22 protein-coding genes are annotated in these 18,194 nt (G+C 31.6%); 14 read left to right on the top strand and 8 right to left on the bottom strand.

The annotated features are described in order from the left end of the window. Positions 1-51 precede the first annotated feature (51 nt). The 4 genes from CLU81_RS21800 (at position 52) to CLU81_RS21785 (ending at position 3,001) form a co-directional block, all read left to right on the top strand. A complete protein-coding gene (locus CLU81_RS21800) occupies positions 52-1,500 on the top strand; it encodes a hypothetical protein (RefSeq protein ID WP_099711738.1) in 1,449 nt (482 codons plus the stop codon). 87 nt (positions 1,501-1,587) lie between these two features. Continuing rightward, complete coding sequence (locus tag CLU81_RS21795; RefSeq protein ID WP_099711737.1) at positions 1,588-2,091, top strand: hypothetical protein; 504 nt, start codon at positions 1,588-1,590, stop codon at positions 2,089-2,091. Positions 2,092-2,263: 172 nt separating this feature from the next. Then, positions 2,264-2,608 carry a cyclic-phosphate processing receiver domain-containing protein gene (locus CLU81_RS21790; RefSeq protein ID WP_099711736.1) on the top strand — a complete coding sequence of 115 codons (345 nt, stop codon included), beginning with the start codon at positions 2,264-2,266 and terminating at the stop codon, positions 2,606-2,608. Positions 2,609-2,623: 15 nt separating this feature from the next. Beyond that, positions 2,624-3,001: a hypothetical protein gene (locus tag CLU81_RS21785; RefSeq protein ID WP_099711735.1), complete on the top strand. Its 378-nt coding sequence runs from the start codon at positions 2,624-2,626 to the stop codon at positions 2,999-3,001. A 180-nt stretch (positions 3,002-3,181) separates the two neighbouring features. Here CLU81_RS21785 and CLU81_RS21780 read toward each other — a convergent pair whose 3' ends face one another. From CLU81_RS21780 to CLU81_RS21755, 6 genes are all read right to left on the bottom strand, one after another. Then, positions 3,182-4,114: a hypothetical protein gene (locus CLU81_RS21780; RefSeq protein ID WP_144444539.1), complete on the bottom strand. Its 933-nt coding sequence runs from the start codon at positions 4,112-4,114 to the stop codon at positions 3,182-3,184. Between the two features lie 179 nt (positions 4,115-4,293). After that, positions 4,294-4,713, bottom strand: coding sequence for a helix-turn-helix domain-containing protein (locus CLU81_RS21775; protein WP_099711733.1), 420 nt, complete (start codon positions 4,711-4,713; stop codon positions 4,294-4,296). Positions 4,714-5,111: 398 nt separating this feature from the next. Further along, positions 5,112-6,689: a GLUG motif-containing protein gene (locus CLU81_RS21770; RefSeq protein ID WP_099711732.1), complete on the bottom strand. Its 1,578-nt coding sequence runs from the start codon at positions 6,687-6,689 to the stop codon at positions 5,112-5,114. Positions 6,690-7,094: 405 nt separating this feature from the next. After that, the gene (locus CLU81_RS21765) at positions 7,095-7,325 is read right to left on the bottom strand and encodes a DUF4287 domain-containing protein (RefSeq protein WP_099711731.1); all 231 of its coding nucleotides are present in this window, start codon (positions 7,323-7,325) and stop codon (positions 7,095-7,097) included. Positions 7,326-7,574: 249 nt separating this feature from the next. Next, entirely contained in the window at positions 7,575-8,171 is a 597-nt protein-coding gene (locus CLU81_RS21760; protein WP_099711730.1) for a methyltransferase domain-containing protein, read from the bottom strand. Continuing rightward, on the bottom strand, positions 8,161-8,541 hold the full coding sequence (locus CLU81_RS21755) for a glycine cleavage system protein H (protein ID WP_099711729.1): 381 nt from the start codon (positions 8,539-8,541) through the stop codon (positions 8,161-8,163). The genes CLU81_RS21760 and CLU81_RS21755 overlap by 11 nt, the downstream gene beginning before the upstream one ends. Before the next feature lie 176 nt (positions 8,542-8,717). On the opposite strand from CLU81_RS21755, the gene CLU81_RS21750 reads away from it, so the two are divergent. Next, positions 8,718-9,401 carry a Crp/Fnr family transcriptional regulator gene (locus CLU81_RS21750; RefSeq protein ID WP_099711728.1) on the top strand — a complete coding sequence of 228 codons (684 nt, stop codon included), beginning with the start codon at positions 8,718-8,720 and terminating at the stop codon, positions 9,399-9,401. A 139-nt stretch (positions 9,402-9,540) separates the two neighbouring features. Here CLU81_RS21750 and CLU81_RS21745 read toward each other — a convergent pair whose 3' ends face one another. Beyond that, a complete protein-coding gene (locus CLU81_RS21745) occupies positions 9,541-10,149 on the bottom strand; it encodes an NUDIX hydrolase (RefSeq protein WP_099711727.1) in 609 nt (202 codons plus the stop codon). A gap of 7 nt (positions 10,150-10,156) precedes the next feature. Here CLU81_RS21745 and pyrE point away from each other — a divergent pair, with 7 nt between their 5' ends. The 3 genes from pyrE (at position 10,157) to CLU81_RS21730 (ending at position 12,325) form a co-directional block, all read left to right on the top strand. Continuing rightward, complete coding sequence (gene pyrE, locus CLU81_RS21740) at positions 10,157-10,804, top strand: orotate phosphoribosyltransferase (RefSeq protein WP_099711726.1); 648 nt, start codon at positions 10,157-10,159, stop codon at positions 10,802-10,804. A 130-nt stretch (positions 10,805-10,934) separates the two neighbouring features. Then, positions 10,935-11,327 (top strand): orotate phosphoribosyltransferase, encoded by a 393-nt coding sequence (locus CLU81_RS21735; RefSeq protein ID WP_099711725.1) that lies wholly within the window; start codon positions 10,935-10,937, stop codon positions 11,325-11,327. A 341-nt stretch (positions 11,328-11,668) separates the two neighbouring features. Further along, positions 11,669-12,325: a hypothetical protein gene (locus CLU81_RS21730; RefSeq protein WP_099711724.1), complete on the top strand. Its 657-nt coding sequence runs from the start codon at positions 11,669-11,671 to the stop codon at positions 12,323-12,325. Between the two features lie 194 nt (positions 12,326-12,519). On the opposite strand, the gene CLU81_RS21725 is transcribed toward CLU81_RS21730, so the two are convergent. Beyond that, positions 12,520-13,260: a biotin--[acetyl-CoA-carboxylase] ligase gene (locus tag CLU81_RS21725; protein WP_099711723.1), complete on the bottom strand. Its 741-nt coding sequence runs from the start codon at positions 13,258-13,260 to the stop codon at positions 12,520-12,522. A gap of 93 nt (positions 13,261-13,353) precedes the next feature. On the opposite strand from CLU81_RS21725, the gene rsfS reads away from it, so the two are divergent. From rsfS to CLU81_RS21695, 6 genes are all read left to right on the top strand, one after another. Further along, entirely contained in the window at positions 13,354-13,725 is a 372-nt protein-coding gene (gene rsfS / locus CLU81_RS21720) for a ribosome silencing factor (protein ID WP_007809313.1), read from the top strand. Positions 13,726-13,740: 15 nt separating this feature from the next. Then, positions 13,741-15,666 (top strand): ATP-dependent zinc metalloprotease FtsH, encoded by a 1,926-nt coding sequence (ftsH, locus tag CLU81_RS21715; protein ID WP_099711722.1) that lies wholly within the window; start codon positions 13,741-13,743, stop codon positions 15,664-15,666. Between the two features lie 114 nt (positions 15,667-15,780). Beyond that, positions 15,781-16,386 carry a lactate utilization protein B/C gene (locus CLU81_RS21710; protein WP_099711721.1) on the top strand — a complete coding sequence of 202 codons (606 nt, stop codon included), beginning with the start codon at positions 15,781-15,783 and terminating at the stop codon, positions 16,384-16,386. 1 nt (position 16,387) lies between these two features. Further along, positions 16,388-17,275 (top strand): phosphatidate cytidylyltransferase, encoded by an 888-nt coding sequence (locus CLU81_RS21705; RefSeq protein ID WP_099711720.1) that lies wholly within the window; start codon positions 16,388-16,390, stop codon positions 17,273-17,275. Then, positions 17,265-17,918 (top strand): phosphatidylserine decarboxylase family protein, encoded by a 654-nt coding sequence (locus CLU81_RS21700; protein ID WP_099711719.1) that lies wholly within the window; start codon positions 17,265-17,267, stop codon positions 17,916-17,918. The genes CLU81_RS21705 and CLU81_RS21700 overlap by 11 nt, the downstream gene beginning before the upstream one ends. Continuing rightward, complete coding sequence (locus CLU81_RS21695; protein WP_099711718.1) at positions 17,919-18,188, top strand: acyl-CoA-binding protein; 270 nt, start codon at positions 17,919-17,921, stop codon at positions 18,186-18,188. Positions 18,189-18,194 lie beyond the last annotated feature (6 nt).

The following is an 18,194-nucleotide window of genomic DNA, read 5'->3' as shown; positions in this document are numbered from 1 at the left end:
GAAATAGTTAATTACATTCAGAAAAACTATCACTAATTAAAACATACTAAAATGGGGATTTTTGACTTCTTAAAGAAAAATAAAAAAGCTGAAATAATTGATAATAAAATACTTGAGACTGAAGAAAATCCGGTTTCTACAATTAAACACAGTGGAAAGTCCATGAATGAAATATACGCTGAGAAACTAAATAATGTTAGTATCGAAAATCCCGATAAAATCTTTGATTTTATCAAAATTTACAGTGAATATATCGTTCGGTTTATGGGAATGCAAATGCAAGGTAATTATTCTCCAATTGCGGCTTATGAAAAAACAGATGGCGAAATAATAGGTTATTTGTATATCGCAAAAGATATGAGTTATAATCGTTCAATTGAAGAAGTGATTTCGGATATGGAAATTGAATTTGAAAAAAGACTCAGCGAAAAAACGATAAAATCTTATACCATCTTTTACCATTCCAGGTTTAAGGATGATAATGACCACGGAATTGCTAAGAGAAATGGCGACTTTAATGCAATTTCTATAAAATATAAAACATCAGATTTGAGCGGATTTGCAGGCTTGAGATATTTGTTTGAAGATGATTATATTGGTTTCCAAGGTATTTCTGGTTTTTCGCCAGAACAAAATAACTTCATATTAAATACGCAATTAAAAGAAGGGAAAGATTATTTTCAAGAGAGAGTAACCATCGAATCACCAATTACTGAAAATGAAATTGGTTTAAAAATAAAAAAAGTCAATCACGGAAGTGTTGGCGATATGTGGGCTGGAATTTTTGGCTTTGAGCGATTAAGAGAAGAGGGAGCTCAAAATTTCCTTCTTAATAATGCTGCCATGGTTTTTATTCAGGAAACCGTAAAATCAAATGATGAGGTTTTAATTTCAGAGATGAACTTCGACAATATTATTTTTAGAGGTGTCAAAACAACTAATGATGAAACCCGTACAACTTATCCTTTGCTTAAAACTGATATTTTTATTGATGTCGAAAATAAACAAATAAACGAATGGGAAAATATAAATAATCTTGAAGCGGTTATTACAGGAAATGGAAGAGATACTTTTGGACTGACTTATTTTGCGACAGACTACGCTCTAAATAGAGAAAAATATAAAACCAATAAAAAATTAAACATTGAATTAAGTGGTTTAATTTATCATTTAGAGATTTCTAATATTTCAGAATCAAATACTCCGGATGGTCCAAATTTTAGCGAAAACTTCACGATGTATATGCCCAATAAGGAAATGTCCGATTTTGGTTGTTTCGATTTTATAGGTGTACTCGAAGACTTTAGAGAAATTGAGGTAATGGAAAATAGAAAATCTGAAGGTTTTATTTTGAAAGTAAGACTAATAACGAACGAAGATTATCCTGATTTCTTTACGATTGAAATGTTTGTAAATAAACAAAATATGAATTTTGAAAATCTTATAATCGGAATGCAATTAACTGGATTCTTTCAATTGCAAGGACAAATTAAGGAATAAAAATCAGGTTTAATTTCTATTTTCTTTATAGAAATAAAGCATTTTTGATTGCAATACATTTTTTTTCCTAACATAAGTTTTATACAAATGGATACTTCTTTTTATCTTGAAAATTTTCAAAAAGTAGTCGATCAGCTTGATTCAAAATTATTGAGTACAAAATCAATTGAAGTTTCAGTTGGAATTTATTTGGATTCCGTTTTTATAAAATTGTATAAAAAGTCCTGGGCAAGTAATTCTCAGGAACCATTAACTGCCGAATCAAGAATTTTCTTTTCGGTTTGGGTAAATGATTCGACTTTGCAAAAGCAAAAAATCATGTACAATATTCATGCTTTGAAACTAAGAAAACTTAGCGGTTATAAAATACAAAGTCGAAAATTTGCTGAGGTATTTAGAGAAAGTTTTAAAGATCATGAAAACGACTGGAAGAATATTAGCGTAAATCATGGTCCTTTGACTTTGATGGAAGGCTGGATAAAATTAGACTTAGAAAACCTGCAAGAAGAGGTTTTAAAACTTGCTAATAATTTTTTGAAAGTCGAACATTTAGTTGATGATACACTTAATCAGTTTAAATCAGTAAAGTAAAAATAGTTTATAAAAACCTAGCTAATTAACCGCAAAGTTCGCAAAGTTTCATTGATTTTGATTGAATTGAAAAACGTAGAAATCACAAAGCTTTACGTAAAGAACTTTGTCAAAGTTTTGAACTTTGACAAAGTTGAAATATTAACAATTACATTCTAAAGAAACATAATTAATGAAATACAAGCTTTTTCTTGATGATATTCGAGATGTAAAAATGGTTTACAAAAACTTAACTGACGATGATTTTGTTATAGTTCGGAATTTTGATGATTTTAAAAAAATTATAATCGAAAACGGACTTCCTGAATTGATTAGTTTTGACAATGATTTGGGATTAGATGAAAATGACAATATTGCCGAAGATGGTTACGCCGCAGCAAAATGGCTGGTTTATGAATCTGGTCTTGATTTAGAAAATCTGAAATTCAATGTTCACTCCGCAAATCCTGTTGCAGCGCGACAAATTCAAAGTTTGCTAGATAATTATATCAAGCATTTGAAAAGTTTAAATGATTAAATAACAACTCTTAATATGAATTTATTTAAATGGATTATAGTTTTTATTTTATTCTCATCTTGTAAAAATAATGATGAAAATAAACTTCTTTATTCTGAATTAAACAATTACAATAAAGATCTAAAAACAATAATTAAATCACAAGAAAGTTACTTTGTCAGTTTATCTCTTGAAAATAGTTTTTATAAAAAAAGATATGATAGTTTAAATAAAATAGAATTAAAACTTGAAGATTATTTTCAAAGAAGTAGATATAAAGATCGTCATAAATTAATAGCAATCAGAGATACGTTCAATAATAAGTTTAAACTGAATCTTAAACTGATATTACCCTCTAATTATAAAAATGTAAGTGATAGTGTTTTAATAAACTTATTGAGACAGAATTTCTAAAAATGAGATTAGAATTTCAAAGTAGATATATGTTTTTTCATGGAGATAATTTCAAATAACTAAATCAATCTTAGTAAAAAAAGTCTCGTTCTACAATCTGTTTCTTATGAAAAGCTGCGCAAAGTCAGACACATTTGTACAGCGTGATTAAGGAAAACTAAGAACTATCCAAAAATTAAATTATTCCGCTTCTTCACTGGATCTTACCTTTTTTATGGGCAAGTTGTAAGTTGGCTTTTCTGCTAAGTTTTTATTCAAAATATAGCCTTTCTCAATATTTGCCCTATCATAAATATCAAGCCATTCTTCATCCTCGTTTGATTGTGATTTTACAGTATCATTTATAATAATCCAGTCATTATATTTAAGACTCGCAACAATTTTGGACGCTTCATTTGGCTCTTCATAAATATTAATTTGCTCCTTTGAAGAAACAAAACGAATTGGATTGTAGTTCTTCCAATGTTTGTATTTTTCTTTTAGTTTAAAGTAATATGGCAATTCATAACAAACCGGATATGCATTTCCTTCACCATCTATTTCGTCATTATGTAAGCCTTTAGTCAAAACAAATATTGAGTCTACGCTTTTTTGATTTATAAACAAATATTGCTGACGTAAATGAAGATTATCAAGATAATCTCTTCTCGATTCCTCTTCTTTCCACGAGGGCAGAAATTTGAATTCCCAAAGATTATCATTTTTATTAATAAGTGAGAAATAGATTTTTGCCTCTTTTTTTTCCCATTCATCAAATACTATTATCTCATAATTTGATTTGTTTTTAATATTATGATCTTTAATTCTATACAATTGATTTTGATACGGATTTGCCTCATCATCATAAAAAACATTATCAATCGTTGCATCATTAATAAGTCGTTTAACATTGAAATTCAGTGTTACATCTTCAAAATCACCTTTTTTCCCTAAGAAATAACAATATTCATTTTGATAAAGAACTTTATGAAAAATCTGATTTTCAAGTTCTTTTATTTTGGTGTTTTTAGCAACAACTTCTGTTTTTTTTGTATCAATTTTATCAAGATCTGTTTTCTTATTCATGCAAGAAACAACAACAAACGAAAATAAAATTATAAACCAATGACGCATATAAATAAAATTAAATTTTTAAATAAATATAATACATTCTTAAGATCAAACTTAATAGTACAGATTTAAAATCCGCGCTCAAAACGGAATTAAAACTAGTGAAAACGTACAGCCAATAACATAAAAAAAGCCTCAATAAACACAAATTTATTGAGGCTTTTTCTTTAAAAGAATAAAAACTATTTATCCTTTAATATATTTTGTAAAAACTCAACTTTGTCTTTTTCAGATTGAAGTAAACGTTCGTAAAGTTTTTTGTTTTCTTCATAAGCTTCAACCAACTTATCTAAAGGATTAAAAGTAAGATTGCTACAAGAATTATTTAGTATTTGTCCTTTTGCGCTATTATCATAGAAATTATTAAAATAATTAATTGCGGCTTCGTCTGAAAAGTTTTTAAGGGCTTCAACACTTACTCCCAAAGCTTTTGCTACATCAATAAGTTTTTCATCGCTTATGGTTTCGCTATTTTCAAGAGCAGAAATTGCTTGTTGGTTTGTACCTAAAGCTTGTGCCAAAGCTTCTTGCTTCATATCACGAAGTTCACGAATTCGGCTAATTTTTCGCCCTATATGGTTTGATTTTGTAAGTGTGCTCATAATTCAAAGATAATATTAAGGGTAATAACAAACAATATATAAAAAACATCTTTTGCGATGTACGATACCATCAAAATGATTTGTAGCGCAACGATCTATTACTTATTGTGTGCTAAACAAAAGTACGATTTTTGAGACGTGAAATAATTAAAACTAAAAAATTAAATGAACACGCAAAATCTCAAAGTGCAGCTTGCGTGAGGGATAGAAGTAGACTGCCGAAGCAGTACGTATAGCCCGACAGCAATTAAGAAAAGGCCTAATGTGCGCAAAGTTTATTAGGCCTTTTTTTAAGTGGTGGCACGCCCAAATTATTATTAAAATGAGTTTCTAAAAAGCAAAAAACCTCGTAATCTAAATGATTACGAGGTTTTATATTTATAAAGAAAAAGCGATTTTTATTGCCCTCCAACTCCTACTAATGTTGGGTATTTACCTGAAGTAAATATCCAATTTGCAGCTGTCCAGGTATTGCTATATGGAGTTCCTGATTTCATTTCGGCCGTTGTTTTTCCAACTGCATCTCCTCCATCGTCCGAAGTCGTTTGTCCTGTAGTTTGAGTATCCCAAAAGCAATTTGGTGCTGAACTCCAGTTAAAATTTAAACCAACTAATCCGCCACCAGTTTCTACTTTTCCAGTAGCGTAACAATTGATGATTTCGGTAGCGTTCTTGCCAATAAGTGCTCCTCCGTTTTTGTATGGTCCGGTTACAGAACCTGTAGCGTAGCAATTTTCGACTGCGCAAAGGTAATTGTAGCCTACTAAACCTCCTACAAATGAATCTTTTCCTGAAACATTTACGGTACTATAACTGTTTAAAAGTTTACCGGCTTTTCCGTTAGCATCATTATTGATTCCAACCAAACCTCCCACGTGATTCTGAGTCGAAAGTCCTGTAGAAGTAACTGTTCCGGTAGAATAACAGTGAGAAATGGTTCCTCCAACATTATTAGCAACCAAAGCGCCTACGTTTCCGCTACCTTGAATGTTTACGGCTGTTAATCCTAGATTTTTTACAACTCCTTTGGCGCCTAATGTCGAAATAAATGCAACATCGTCATGGCTGGTTCTCTTGATAGTCAAGTTTTTGATTACGTGATTATTTCCGTCTAAAGTTCCTCTGAAACTTTCGAAATCTCCAATTGGCATCCAACCTGAAGTTGCATAATCCGGAGCCAATATTTCCGTACCATTAACCGCAGGCATAGTAATGTCATTCATTACTTTAAAGTTAGCCAAAAGATTATTGTCTACTTCCAGAAGATGCGTTGGAGTATAGATTCCGTAAGGATTTGCATCTTTGTCGTAAGCTGGTATTTTGATAATATATGATTTTTTGGTCTTTCCGTCACCGGCAGTTACTGTAAAACTAAATCCTGTTGTATTATAGTCACTTTCTTCGTTGTTTCCAGATTGTGTTACTTCGGCTCCTGGAGGCAAAATTGGAAATCCTGTAATAAATTCAACACCAGCCGGAGCATTGTAAATTGTGTTTGTTCCTTCTTTTAGTCCAGAAAGTTCCCAATATGTTTCGTCATTAGAACCTTCAAAAGCAAAACCTAATATATCTGCCGAATTAGGAGGTGTTATTGTGTAATTTTGTTTCGTACCATCTTCTGCTGTAACGGTATAAGTTATGGTTTTGCTAAAATTATTTTTGGTTGTACCACTTACCTGAACAACGTCAGCTACAGTAACTTTAGTTCCTGTTGTGGTAAATGTAGCTGCGAGATTAGTTAAATCTGTTCCCGAAGGAAATGTAAGCGAAATGGTATGTGCACTTTCATCAATGGTTCCTTTTACTACAGGATTTACAAATGAAAAAGAGATAATTGCTTTGGCACTACTTAATGGTTTTACTACGCCTTCGTCAATTCCTTCATTTGAACATGAATAACCAACTACAAGTAATAATGCCAACATGCCTGTATATTTGAATAATTGCTGTGCAGTAATTTTTAATTTTTTAATCATTCTTTTATTTTTTTTATTTTGATAATTTATGGAAAATGAGAGCTGTTACGGTTGAGTTTGCTCTAAAAACTTAATTTTTTATTTCTTTAAGATGAATTCATATGGTTATTTTTGGATTTAGTGGTTGGTTAGTTTTATTTTAAAGTAAAATTCTTATCAAAAAGAGTACTTAATATCTCTGAGAAAAGTTTTCACAATGAACTTAGTTAGTAGAAAAATATAAGAAATGTTACAAATAAATATGAAAAATTATTAACTGTAATCCATGTTTTTATAACGAAAGGTTATCCGCCACATCGGAACATATAGATCGGCAGCATTTAAAAAAAAGCCTAATGAATATTTGTATTCATTAGGCTTTTTTTGATGGCGAAGTGCTCCTATAAAGTTACTATTTTAAAATCTTTACTGGCTATTTTCGTCTTTTATTCCTTTTAGCAATGCATAAATTGCCATTGCGTGTCCTTGTCCTAATTCAAAATCTGCTTTAAGCCAATTTACAATATCTCCTGCTTTTACATCGGGTTTGAGTTTTCCGTCTTGTGTGAAGCTTTTTTGTTCTGCCAATGCTCGAAATTCGGCGGGACCGTTGCCGGTTTTTTCTTTTATGGTTTTTAAATATGCTTGAAATGACATAAATGTTTATTTAGTTGATTAATCTATACAAACGAAAATACAATTTAATTTTAAATCTTACTAAGATTATTCTTAGTTTTTATGACAAAGTGCAGCTCGCGTGAGGGATAGAAGTAAACTGCCGAAGCAGTATGAATAGCCCGACAGCATTTAAGAAAAGGCCTAATGTGCGTAAAGTTTCTTAGGCCTTTTTTTAAGTGGTGGCACGCCCAAGTAAAACTCCTTATAAAACTATATTTGATGAATAATTTAAGACCTCTTTTTCCAGAAATTTAATATTCCGTCACAGGCAGAATATTCTAAATCAAAGCTTTCGGGTATTTCTTCCCACGTACTCCAATAGGTTACAAGTCTTGTATATTTGGGCATCTTGTTTAACTGCTCTCTCACATAATTAGAATAGGAAGCAAACAATTCGCGACAGGGAATCACGATTTTATCGATGGGACAAGATGTGTCTATATTTTCGAAAAAAGAATTGTAAAAATAAAATGCATCGTAATCTGAAAAGGAAATCTCAGTGATATTTGAATGAATAAATTCAACATTTTTGACACTATGCTTTTCTGCTATTTTTTGGGATAGTTTTGTAAGTGATGCTCTTTGTTCGACTCCATAAAAAAAGCCTTTTGTTGTGGCTGCGCCTACTAAACAAAATTTGCCCACGCCTGCTCCAATATCTAATACTTTTTTGTTGGGTTTGTCAACCAGATAATCTGCTGCAATTTTGGCAATAGCAACCGGAGTCCAATGGCGTTCTGAAAGTCTTCTAATTCGGGTTGAGTATAACATATTAAACTTGCAGTCTTCTATGTCTATGTCTTCTCTTAGAGATTTAAAAATCATTTAATGTATGTTCTTTGTATTCTTCATTGGATAAAAAATAATGATCATGTTTATCAACCGTTACTCTTAAAAACCAATGACAATAAGGATCTGAATTAATTATAGATGTATTTTCCTGCAAGATACTATTAGTTGCCTTAATTTTGCAATCTAAAGGAGCAATAAGGGTTAATTTATGATTCGTTGCGTGAATTAATCCCCATTTTGCATCTTTTTTTATATTAAAACCTTTCAATTCTAATTCTACTAATTCAATATTGCCAATTTCCTTCTGGGCATAATCTGTTATACCAATATAGAAATCCCATAATCCAATTTTTCGTAACCATAAATGATTTTTAGTATAGTAAAGACTTTTAGGTATGAACATATTCCGCTTTTTATAAGATATCTTTCTCTATCAAAACTTAAAACATTAAAACAACTTTTCGTTAAAGTAAAAGTAAGTTGATTAGAAGTAAAACATACAGATTAATATGTTTTTAAAATTTGATTTAAATCAAGTCTAATGGGTAAAAAAGAAAATTAGTGTATTTTTGATTATCTATGATTTCAAAATTTATTTTCAATAATCAATATCTTCTAAATGAGCTTCCTAAAATTGATAAGGAATCGCTCGAAAAAGTAATGCAACATAAAAAATATCGCAAAAATGAAGCTGTTTTTACCGAAGGAACTTTGCCTACAGGTATTTTTTATGTAAAAGAGGGAAAAGTTAAAAAGTATAAGGTCGATAATGACGGTCGGGAACAAATTATATACATCTACAATTCTGGTGAATTTTTTGGATATTCTGCCATTTTAAGCGAAGAATCTTATGGCGATACTACTGTGACTATTGAAAATGCTGTAATTTCATTTATTTCAAAAGATGATTTTATTGACTTACTTGATACTTCGGTAATATTTTCAAGACTATTATTAAAAAGTTTAAGTCACGAATTTAGTGTTATGGTAAATCTTATGGCAGTATTATCACAAAGAACAGTTAGAGAACGAGTTGCTCTTAGTTTGTTGATATTGCATGATAAATACAAAATATGTGATACTGAAAAAATAGTTTTTATTATGCTTTCACGAGCTGATTTAGCAAACATGGCCGGTACAGCAAATGAAACACTGGCAAGAGTTCTTCACGATTTTAAAGATGATAATCTTATCTGGATGGAAGGACGCAAGATACAATTACTAAATATTCAAAGATTAACGCAAATAGCTAATTTTTCTTAAGCTTCTGTGAAAAGGTGCTGAGGTTCTGAGATGCTAAGGTGCTAAGTTTTTTCTTTTTTTATAAATCTTTCTTCTTGATTCTCTCAAGTCTTGCTTCTTGCTTCTTTCTTCTATAATCTTTTTTCTTGCTTCTATAAAGTTACTCTACTTTAACTTCATTCTCTTCTTCAAACAATAATTTGATGTTTTCGTACGAGTTTTTAAGCGCTTCTTTGATTTGTTCCGGATTTAACCAAGCTACTTTTTCGATTCCTTCATTGGCTTGACCAACTGGAATTCCTTCAAAATCTGAAAACATTTCGAACCAATGTGTGATTTTAAGCTTGTATTTTCCGTTGCGTTTAAAAATGTGATATGTTTTTTGAAGTTTATTCGTAATTCTTAATTGGTTTACACCGGTTTCTTCTTCGACTTCGCGCATTGCAGTGGCTTCAATCTCCTCGCCTTTCTCGATTCCGCCTTTTGGTAAGTCCCATTTTCCATTTCTGAAGATGAATAAAACCTCACCTTTTTTATTGTACACAAAGCCTCCGCCCGCTTTTTGTACAGGAATTTTGGCTTTTAATGTTTTCATTATTTCCTTTTCGTCAGGATGATATAAGTAAGCCTTTTGAATTTTATTTTGAAAAATTTTCACTATAAGCTGCTCGATATCAATACTCTCTAATAGGAATAATTGAAAATTAGTCTCTCTTGAGATTTCATTTGTCAAAAAAAGTGGTTTGTCGTTCACAAAAACTTTATACATTTGTACTATGATTTTTAATAAAGATACTGCCGAAAAAACAGCCGAATTGCTTTTGCAAATAAATGCAATTAAATTGAATCCCGAAAATCCTTTTACATGGGCTTCTGGTTGGAAATCTCCTATTTACTGCGATAATAGGTTAATTCTTTCATTTCCTATCATCCGAAACTATGTTCGTGATGAGTTTGCGAAAAACATTGAAAAACAATTTGGGAAACCAGATGTCATTGCCGGTGTTGCTACAGGCGCCATTGGTATTGGAATTCTTGTTGCCGAAAGCCTTGGATTACCATTTGTATATGTGCGTCCGGAAGCTAAAAAACACGGAAGACAGAACCAAGTTGAAGGTTTTTTACAAAAAGGTCAAAATGTTGTTGTCGTTGAAGATTTAATCAGCACAGGAAACAGTAGTTTAATGGCTGTGGAAGCTTTACGCAACGAAGGTGCCAATATAAAAGGTATGGCAGCGATTTTTACATACGGTTTTGGTGTTGCCGAAGAAAACTTTAAAAATGCTAATATCGATTTGTATACATTAAGTAATTATGAAAACTTATTAGAATTAGCGGTTCAAAAACAATACATTACCGAAGAACAACAATCGACTTTGCAGGAATGGAATGCAATTCCATCGACTTGGGGACAGGAAGAATAATTTTAGATTGCTAAATTAATTTTCAAGATAAAGCTTTGCGAACTTTTCGTTTCTATAAAGTTTACAACATAAAAAAAACCTTGCGCACTTTGCGGTAAAAAACACGATATTATTTAAATAAAAATAAAATATGAACTTAGAAAGTCCAAAAGTTACTGTTCAGAAATCAGCTCAAGATTTATTTGATTTATTGACTGATGTTAAGAATTTTGAAAAATTAATGCCGGATAATATTGCTAAATTTGAAGTAACAGGCGAAGATGCTTTTATTTTTGGATTGAAAGGTATGCCGGAAATAAAACTAAAAATGAAGGAGAAAGTAGCACCAAACAAAATTGTTCTTGGAGCTGCAAGTGATAAACTTCCATTTACTTTGGTTTCAAACATTGATAGTGTTTCTGATACTGAAAGTGCTGTACAACTTCAATTCGAAGGAGAATTTAATGCTATGATGGCTATGATGATCAAAGGACCAATTAGCAAATTCATCGAAACTCTAGCAACTAATATGACAAAACTATAATTATTGATTATTGATTGTTAATTATTAGTTTTCGAATTATATAAAATTTAAAAAGTCTGATTTTACGATCAGGCTTTTTTTATGCATAAAGAAAAAAGCTTAGTTCCTTAGCAACTTAGAGTCTCAGAACCTCAAAAAAACAATTAGCATCTTTTTGCGAGATCAAAAAAAAGACGCACTGCTGTGCGTCTCTACAGAAAACCTTTGAACCTCTGAACCTTTGCTCCTTTGAACCTTAAAAAAAACACTTCATCCTCAAAAAAATACAGTTCAGAACTATTAATTATTCCAGCCTAAATTATTGACCGAAGTTTGATCCATCAACTAACAAAAACCAAGTTATGGAAGCAACTATCAAGATTTTAATTTACATTCATGCCTTCTTTGGCGGAATTGGACTTATTACAGGAATTGGAAGTATTATGGTCAAAAAAGGTGGAGTATTACACCAAAGAATGGGTAAACTATTTTCTATAGGAATGGTTACAAGCTCTCTTATTTCGATTCCGATTTGCTGGATGCCAAATCATCAGAATATCTTTTTATTCCTGATTGGATTGTTTACTATTTATCTGGTTATCTCCGGAAACCGAGCGTTAAGTTTTAAACGTAAATCAAAAGCTGATTTTACAGATAAATTAATCTCCGGCAGTATGTTGTTCTTTTCTGTAATAATGATTTCTATTGGAATATATTGCCAATTAAATGCTATTGAAAATGGTATTTTGTTTACTTTCTTTGGTGGTTTTGGATTTTACATGACAGTTAAAGATTTCATTTTCTTCAAAAAGCTTTCAGTATCAAATAAAAACTGGCTTTCTAAACACATCGGAAAAATGATTGGAGCTTTAATTGCGTCAGTAACCGCATTTATTGTTGCCGGAATTGGAATTGGAAATGTAATCGCCTGGATAACGCCTTCAATATTAGGAACTTTTTATATTATTTATTGGAACCGAAAAATAGCGCCAAAACCAATAAAAGTAGTTGAGGTTTAAAAAGAAATAGCCCGCGGATTTGGCAGATTAAACGGATTTATGCTGATTTTAGTCATTGCGAGGAACGAAGCAATCTCACTTTTGTGAATCGATAAGTAATTTGATATCGTGGTTGCTTCGTTCCTCGCAATGACAGACGTATTATAATTCGATAAAAAACCTTAGAACCTTAGCAACTCAAAACCTCAGAACCATTAATAAAGCATCTGAACTTCTTTAATGTCAAATTCTGAAACAGAATCATCTTCAAGCAAAATTTGAATTTTTCCAACGGAAGAAACACCTTGAATAATTCCCATAAAATTCTGTCCTGAGTTTTCAGAATTGAGATTTTTGAAAGGCATTGGAACGCCTTTTCGGAATAAAGTATCAAAGTAAGTTGTCCAGAAATCCTCTGAATTAGTGTTCCATAATTCGATTTTTTCTTTCATTTTTTCGATAATTAAAACAGGCAAAGCATCTTTATCAAAAGAATGTCCTGCGATAACTGACAAGGAAGAAGCATTTGGCAATTGATCAAAATTAGTTTGATTGACATTTAGTCCTAATCCGACAACTGACACGATCCTGCCATCACTTTTTATGGTATTTTCGATTAGTATGCCACCAATTTTTTTATTGTATGACATAATGTCGTTTGGCCATTTTATACTTAAATCAGAAATATTTAACGTTTTTAATACCTCAATTACAGCTAATGAAACTACTATACTCAGGTTAAAAAATTGTTCATTATCATATAAAAAATCCTTAACCAAGGCACTCATAATTAAGTTTTTACCTGATTCCGACTGCCACTTCGCTCCCATCTGTCCCTTTCCTTTTGTCTGATTTTCAGCCGTTACGACAGTGAAATTATCAAGCTCATCTTGGCTTGACAATGATTTTAAGAAATCATTTGTTGAATCTATGGCATCGAGTTTGATTAGTTTCATTTAAGTAATTTAAATAACTTAATTTAATATTTTGTTAAGGTTCAAAAATAATCACAAAATTTGGTAACTTTACAAATTCATATAAAATAATTCATGGCGAAAAAGACTATTAATAATGATGTTCTATTGGCGAACATAATCAAAGGGATTGAAGAAGTAAAAGGAAATGATATCGATATTCTTGACTTAAGAGAAATAGACACGGCTGTTTGTGACTATTTTGTAATTTGCAACGGAAGCTCTAATACCCAAGTTAACGCCATTGTAAACTCAATTCAAAAAACAGTATCCAAAGATTTAAAAGACAAACCTTGGCACGTAGAAGGAACCGATAATGCAGAATGGGTTCTAATGGATTATGTGCATATCGTAGTACATGTTTTCCAGAAACACATTCGTGAATACTATAATATCGAAAGCCTTTGGGGTGACGCCAAAATTACTACAATCGAAAACAAATACTAAAGAAAATTTTTTCTAATGGCTAAAGATAATAATCCAAATCCGAGTAAATTTAAAATAAGTCCTTGGTTAATATACACTGCAATACTTTTAGTTTTTTTATTTATAAGTTTTGCAACAGGAGGATCAAGTATGAGCGAACCAGCTCAGCTTAAATCTTCTAACATTGACAATATGTTGACTAAAGGAGAAATTAAAAATGTTATTATTTTTAATAATAAAGATGCTGAAATTTACCTTTCTGACGCCGGACTTAAAGATCCTGCTAATAAAAAGGTATCTAAAGATATGTTTGACAGGCCAAATAAGGGACCACATTATACTACCAAGTTTGGTGATTTAAAATCTTTTCAGGAAAAACTTGACAGAGCTAAAGCCGAAAAGAAATTAATTGATTACGACTTTAAAGAGGCTAACAATTGGACTGATATTTTAATCAGCTTACTTCCTATCATCATTATTATTGGTGTATGGATTTTCATTATGCGTAAAATGTCAGGTGGCGCAGGTGGCGGTGGCGGACAAATTTTTAACATTGGAAAATCTAAAGCTAAATTATTTGACGAGAAAACTGATATCAAAACTACATTTAAGGATGTTGCAGGTTTAGAAGGTGCTAAAGAAGAAATACAAGAAATTGTAGAATTCTTGAAAAACCCTGAAAAATACACTAATCTTGGAGGTAAAATTCCAAAAGGAGCTTTACTTGTAGGTCCTCCGGGAACTGGTAAAACCTTGCTTGCAAAAGCGGTTGCAGGTGAAGCTCAGGTTCCTTTCTTCTCTTTGTCAGGTTCTGATTTCGTAGAGATGTTTGTAGGTGTTGGTGCTTCACGTGTTCGTGATTTATTCAAACAAGCTAAAGAAAAATCTCCTGCTATTATCTTTATCGATGAAATCGATGCTGTTGGTAGAGCAAGAGGAAAAAGCAATATGTCAGGCGGAAACGACGAGAGAGAAAATACATTGAACCAATTACTGACAGAAATGGACGGTTTTGGTACAAACTCAAACGTAATCGTTTTGGCTGCAACAAACAGAGCTGATGTTCTTGACAAAGCTTTAATGCGTGCTGGACGTTTTGACAGACAAATTTTTGTTGACTTACCGGACATTCGCGAAAGAGCTGAAATCTTTGCAGTACACTTAGCACCTATCAAAAAAGTTGAAGGTCTTGACCTTGATTTCTTAGCAAAACAAACTCCGGGATTCTCTGGTGCTGATATTGCAAACGTTTGTAACGAAGCTGCATTAATTGCCGCTCGTAATAACAAAACTGCAGTTGACAAACAAGATTTCCTAGATGCTGTCGATAGAATTATTGGTGGTCTTGAAAAGAAAAATAAAATTATTACTCCAGAAGAGAAAAGAGCAATCGCAATTCACGAAGCTGGTCACGCAACAGTAAGCTGGATGTTAGAGCACGCTGCACCACTTATTAAAGTAACTATTGTACCTCGTGGACAAAGTTTAGGAGCTGCTTGGTACTTACCAGAAGAAAGACAAATCGTAAGAACAGATCAAATGTTAGACGAAATGTGTGCAACAATGGGTGGAAGAGCTGCTGAAAAAGTAACTTTTGACAGAATTTCGACTGGCGCATTGAGCGATTTAGAAAAAGTTACACGTCAGGCGCGTGCAATGGTAACAATCTACGGTTTGAATGATAAAATTGGAAATGTTACTTATTACGATTCAACAGGACAAAGTGAATACAACTTTTCTAAACCTTATTCTGATGAAACTGCAAAAATCATTGATAAAGAAATTTCAGAATTAATTGAAGGTCAATATCAAAGAGCAATTGAAATTTTAGAAGAAAACAAAGACAAGTTAAATCAGCTTGCTGATATACTAATTGAAAAAGAAGTTATTTTTAAAGATGACTTAGAAACAATTTTCGGAAAACGTACTTTTGATAAAAATTTAGAAGAAGTGGTTTCGTAAATTATTCAGAAATATGCAATATTTTTTAAAATCTTAATTCAAAATAGCCTTTTGAATTAAGATTTTTTTATCTTTGAACGTTTTCAATTAACATGTAAAGTATTTCATATAAAAATGAATTTTTTCAAAAAAATATTTGGTTCAAGTGATGCCGCTTCTGACGAAGAGAATGAAAGCGAATATGCAGGCAATTCCATTCAGGATAGCCATTTGTCTATAGACGAAAGGTTCATTTTCAATTTTAAGAAAAACGGTGGAAAGTTTTTGTATTGTGAAAACAAACAAGAAGTAGCAGAACAATTTGAAAATATTTTAGAAGAAAATGATTGGTTCGAAAATGAAGTTCTTTGTTATGAACCTGGTCTTTTTCATTTATTAGATGAAAACAAGTTACTTTATATTGCACCAACAAAACCAAAATTCCTTTTAGCAAGTTGCGAAAATCTAATTGCTGATGAAGGTTCTATTTTGTTCTCTTCAAAACAAATTAGACAAAACAAACCAAACGAATTACCCGCAAATATTGTAATTATTGCTACAACAAGTCAGATCCTTTCTATAAAAAGTGATGGTTTAAGTGCCATTAAACGTAAATACGAAAGAGATTATCCTACTAACATTACCACAATAAAATATTTCGAAAAAGCGAAAGAAGAAGATTTTACACAATACGGAAGTGTTGCCAAGAATCTTTATTTATTGCTCTTAGAAGATCTTTAAGATGAATGAAACACTCAAGAGAACCATTTCTGGTGCTGTTTATATCGCTTTATTACTAACTTCTATTCTGTTTTCGACAGAGAGTTTTATCATTCTTTTTGGTATTTTTCTAATTATTGCAACTTATGAGTTTTGCAATTTAGTTAACATCAATAAAGTTGCTTCTATTTTATTTGTTACAGTGTTTTACTCTACGGTTTCTTTAATTAGTTTTTACAGAACTGAAACAGAGAATTACATCAACAAATTTCTAAAAGATAATATCCAAATTACAGTTGATACAGATAAATTATTTTCTGTTTTACTTATAATCACTCTGATTGTCTCTATAAAATGTATTTTCTTTTTATTTGATGATACTCAAAACATTAGTAAAGTTTCAAAATACATCTATTTGATTGGGTATATCATGTTGCCTTTTCTTTTTATCACAAAAATTTCTTTCGGAATCAAAGATTACAATCCAAAAATTATTATTGGGTTATTTGTCTTAATCTGGACCAATGATACTTTTGCCTATCTGGTTGGGAAATCCATGGGTAAACACAAATTATTTGAACGTATTTCTCCTAAAAAAACAATAGAAGGCTTTCTTGGCGGAGTTGTTTTTGCTGCTTTTGCCGGTTTTTTAATATCAAAATTATACATACAGCCTAAACCTGAATTTAGCAGTAAATCGATCTTAATCTGGATGATAATTGCTTTAATTGTTAGCATCTTTGGAACTATTGGAGATTTGATCGAATCAAAATTCAAAAGAGTTGCAGGTGTAAAAGACAGTGGCTCGATAATGCCTGGCCACGGAGGTGTATTAGATCGACTAGATAGTGTTATATTTGTAGCACCAATTATATTTTTATTTTATCAAATTTTATATTATGTTTCATAAAGAAGGAGGACCATCCATTTTATTAGGTACTGTATTTGCTGTTGCCGTAATTTTGCTTGCTGAAAAATTTATTGATATCAGTTGGTTAAGAATACTAGTGCAACTGGCAGGTTTATTGGTTTTGATTATTATTTTACAATTCTTTAGAAATCCTAAAAGAATTGCAATCAGAAACAGCGATCATATTCTTGCTCCTGTTGACGGAAAAGTTGTGGTTATAGAAGAAGTTTATGAAGGTGAATTCTTCAAAGACAAGCGTTTACAAGTTTCTATTTTCATGTCGCCAATTAACGTACACGTTACACGTTATGCTATGGACGGTATTATAAAATTTAGTAAATACCACCCTGGTAAGTTTTTAGTTGCTTGGCATCCAAAAGCAAGTGAGGAAAATGAAAGAACAACTGTTGTAATTGAAAACGAAACTTTCGGACAAATTCTATACAGACAAATTGCAGGTGCTTTAGCACGTAGAATTGTAAATTATGCACAAGAAGGAATGCAGGTTGTTCAGGGAACTGATGCCGGCTTTATTAAATTTGGTTCAAGAGTAGATTTATTTTTACCTTTAGGTACTCCAATTAATGTGGTATTAAACCAAAAAGCAATTGGAGGAAAAACCATTATTGCTACAAAAGCTTAAATGACCGAAAAAGATTTAGATACTCGTTTTTCAGAGGCTGTAGAAACTGCTTTAAAAATGACTCAGGCCTCACTGCCACAAGATGTGCAGTTAAGGCTCTATGCTTATTACAAACAGGCAACTTTTGGATCAGCTGTTTACAATCAATCTGAGAATTTTGATTTACGCGATGCTTTCAAAACAAATGCGTGGATGCAAATAAGTCGTATATCAATCGATGAGGCTAAAGAATGCTACATAGAAATTATTAATTCATTAATATCAAAATAACTAACA

The sequence above is a fragment of the Flavobacterium sp. 9 genome (genome assembly GCF_002754195.1).
GTDB lineage: Bacteria > Bacteroidota > Bacteroidia > Flavobacteriales > Flavobacteriaceae > Flavobacterium.
This window is presented reverse-complemented; position numbering and strand designations above follow the sequence as displayed.

Bases quoted from the DNA above. Each gene is read 5' to 3' on its own strand.
- CLU81_RS21800 (WP_099711738.1), top strand. From the start codon at position 52: ATGGGGATTTTTGACTTCTTAAAGAAAAATAAAAAAGCTGAAATAATT.
- CLU81_RS21795 (WP_099711737.1), top strand. From the start codon at position 1,588: ATGGATACTTCTTTTTATCTTGAAAATTTTCAAAAAGTAGTCGATCAG.
- CLU81_RS21790 (WP_099711736.1), top strand. From the start codon at position 2,264: ATGAAATACAAGCTTTTTCTTGATGATATTCGAGATGTAAAAATGGTT.
- CLU81_RS21785 (WP_099711735.1), top strand. From the start codon at position 2,624: ATGAATTTATTTAAATGGATTATAGTTTTTATTTTATTCTCATCTTGT.
- CLU81_RS21780 (WP_144444539.1), bottom strand. From the start codon at position 4,114: ATGCGTCATTGGTTTATAATTTTATTTTCGTTTGTTGTTGTTTCTTGC.
- CLU81_RS21775 (WP_099711733.1), bottom strand. From the start codon at position 4,713: ATGAGCACACTTACAAAATCAAACCATATAGGGCGAAAAATTAGCCGA.
- CLU81_RS21770 (WP_099711732.1), bottom strand. From the start codon at position 6,689: ATGATTAAAAAATTAAAAATTACTGCACAGCAATTATTCAAATATACA.
- CLU81_RS21765 (WP_099711731.1), bottom strand. From the start codon at position 7,325: ATGTCATTTCAAGCATATTTAAAAACCATAAAAGAAAAAACCGGCAAC.
- CLU81_RS21760 (WP_099711730.1), bottom strand. From the start codon at position 8,171: ATGATTTTTAAATCTCTAAGAGAAGACATAGACATAGAAGACTGCAAG.
- CLU81_RS21755 (WP_099711729.1), bottom strand. From the start codon at position 8,541: ATGTTCATACCTAAAAGTCTTTACTATACTAAAAATCATTTATGGTTA.
- CLU81_RS21750 (WP_099711728.1), top strand. From the start codon at position 8,718: ATGATTTCAAAATTTATTTTCAATAATCAATATCTTCTAAATGAGCTT.
- CLU81_RS21745 (WP_099711727.1), bottom strand. From the start codon at position 10,149: ATGTATAAAGTTTTTGTGAACGACAAACCACTTTTTTTGACAAATGAA.
- pyrE (WP_099711726.1), top strand. From the start codon at position 10,157: ATGATTTTTAATAAAGATACTGCCGAAAAAACAGCCGAATTGCTTTTG.
- CLU81_RS21735 (WP_099711725.1), top strand. From the start codon at position 10,935: ATGAACTTAGAAAGTCCAAAAGTTACTGTTCAGAAATCAGCTCAAGAT.
- CLU81_RS21730 (WP_099711724.1), top strand. From the start codon at position 11,669: ATGGAAGCAACTATCAAGATTTTAATTTACATTCATGCCTTCTTTGGC.
- CLU81_RS21725 (WP_099711723.1), bottom strand. From the start codon at position 13,260: ATGAAACTAATCAAACTCGATGCCATAGATTCAACAAATGATTTCTTA.
- rsfS (WP_007809313.1), top strand. From the start codon at position 13,354: ATGGCGAAAAAGACTATTAATAATGATGTTCTATTGGCGAACATAATC.
- ftsH (WP_099711722.1), top strand. From the start codon at position 13,741: ATGGCTAAAGATAATAATCCAAATCCGAGTAAATTTAAAATAAGTCCT.
- CLU81_RS21710 (WP_099711721.1), top strand. From the start codon at position 15,781: ATGAATTTTTTCAAAAAAATATTTGGTTCAAGTGATGCCGCTTCTGAC.
- CLU81_RS21705 (WP_099711720.1), top strand. From the start codon at position 16,388: ATGAATGAAACACTCAAGAGAACCATTTCTGGTGCTGTTTATATCGCT.
- CLU81_RS21700 (WP_099711719.1), top strand. From the start codon at position 17,265: ATGTTTCATAAAGAAGGAGGACCATCCATTTTATTAGGTACTGTATTT.
- CLU81_RS21695 (WP_099711718.1), top strand. From the start codon at position 17,919: ATGACCGAAAAAGATTTAGATACTCGTTTTTCAGAGGCTGTAGAAACT.